Source organism: Bacteroidota bacterium (assembly GCA_030706565.1).
Lineage (GTDB): Bacteria > Bacteroidota > Bacteroidia > Bacteroidales > JAUZOH01 > JAUZOH01.
In genome coordinates this window covers 1-1,742 of the sequence record JAUZOH010000572.1, presented here as the reverse complement: position 1 = coordinate 1,742, position 1,742 = coordinate 1, and the positions used below count along the sequence as shown (strand labels likewise).

2 protein-coding genes are annotated in these 1,742 nt (G+C 33.6%); both read right to left on the bottom strand.

Features of this window, described 5'->3' with window-relative positions:
* Positions 1-186: hypothetical protein (locus Q8907_16880; GenBank protein ID MDP4275944.1), on the bottom strand; the 186-nt coding region annotated here is incomplete at its 3' end.
* Positions 187-814: 628 nt separating this feature from the next.
* Positions 815-1,537 (bottom strand): DUF6064 family protein, encoded by a 723-nt coding sequence (locus tag Q8907_16875; protein ID MDP4275943.1) that lies wholly within the window; start codon positions 1,535-1,537, stop codon positions 815-817.
* Positions 1,538-1,742 lie beyond the last annotated feature (205 nt).

Sequence of the window (1,742 nt, the reverse complement as noted above, 5' to 3'; positions counted from 1 at the left end):
TCCGTTTATTTTTTTCCTTTCGCCTAAATCAATCTGTACCCACCGGATTTCATTATTCTTTTGTGCCACTTTCGATTCATAGGTAGGAGTGAAGAACCTTGCTACCCGTTCTACGCCCATGCCCGCATCTTTGCGCTCATCGGTGGGTACGTATTTTATCTGGGCCGTAACTGGTAATAAACTCATTACTGTCAATAATAGCCATGAATACAGATACTTTTTGAACGGAAACGAATAAGAATGAAAATTTTTTAACATAGCATTTATTTTATAAAAATAAGTTGGTTTTTTTTAACTTAAAATTGTACAGAATTTCCTTGTGATACTTTATTTTAGCAATGTAAAAATATAAATTCACAATTAAAGTCTACAATGAGATGTAAAAAAGTTGTTAGTCTTGATACTTTTCTTTTAAAGAGTTTGCAAATTTCAAAATTGATTGGAACCTGCATCAATCTAATTTATTTTTTACTTTAGCAGACAGGGTAAAATCCTATACCTTATTAAATTATTGATCCTTTGCGAAATTGCCCGCAATACATTTTTACGGAAAGATGCGGAGATGCAAACAGTCTAGGAAGATTACTCAGCGAAACTTGGAATTTCTCTCGGCTTGATTCAGCATAAAATAAATGTTATTATTATGCTGACAACCACCGAGTTAATATAGGGAAAAAGTTGAGATTTTGTCCTATCCAACCTGTTTTGGGATTGATATTAATATTTTGTCTGCCACATTAGCAATTGGGATAATATCAGTTGAATCATTTTTGAACGGACAACCATGATTGTCAATAAAAAAATTGAATATTCGTTATCCCTTTAATCCAATGAATAAAGTCGCGGTTAATAGTACGCCGATAATAATGCAGATGATAACGAGTAACAAGTTTATATATTTAGCTTTAGACTTCATGTCCTTATGTAGATTGTTCGCAAAATATTCCTTAAAGAAAAGATATAGTGCAGGAACTGATGTACTTGCCAAAAGAAAATCTTCGGGGATGTCGAAAAAATAGGTTTTAGAGATGGCAATAATAGACCAATGGCAGAGGAAAAGGACGATATACATATTTACTTTTTCGGAAAAGAGCAGTAATAAACCGATCGAAAAAACAGCAACCGAGCAAGGCATTACAGGTGAAGTAATAGCCGGAAATTCCAGTCCCCGTTTAAGAGAGAATATCGGATATAAAAAGGGCATTGCAAGTAAAATATAAGCAAATATGTCGTATTTGTAATTACGTTGGAATGAGGTATGTCCTTTTATTAGATCCCAAACCCATATAAATGCTATAATTGCCCAAAACAAGGTCAAAACAATATTGTATTTTCGTTCGGAACAATAAATAAGATAATAAACGATTGCTATCCAAAGATTAAGAAAAATCATATAGGATTTCATTGCTATCTTAATCTTCCGGTTGGGATTTTTAACAAGCCTAATTGTGAGGACTATACCGGTCAGGACAATTAATATTTGATATAACCAAGTGGCAGAGTTGTATTCAGCGATTGTTTTCCAAAATATTTCCATAAAAAATTGATTGATAAAAATGATTGATTTAAAAAAGAAATAGAGTTGATGCGTTTTCCACTTTTGCCGTCCTTTCTATCCCCGCCTGTGGCAGACAGTGGATATTTTGGTAAAAGCCTTTTGCGGTGTTTACAGTTGCACGACAATCCGTGATTTACATATGTTTCCCCATTAATCCCGGCAATCCGGGAATTTTAAAAGCTGA

Bases quoted from the DNA above. Each gene is read 5' to 3' on its own strand.
- Q8907_16875 (MDP4275943.1), bottom strand. From the start codon at position 1,537: ATGGAAATATTTTGGAAAACAATCGCTGAATACAACTCTGCCACTTGG.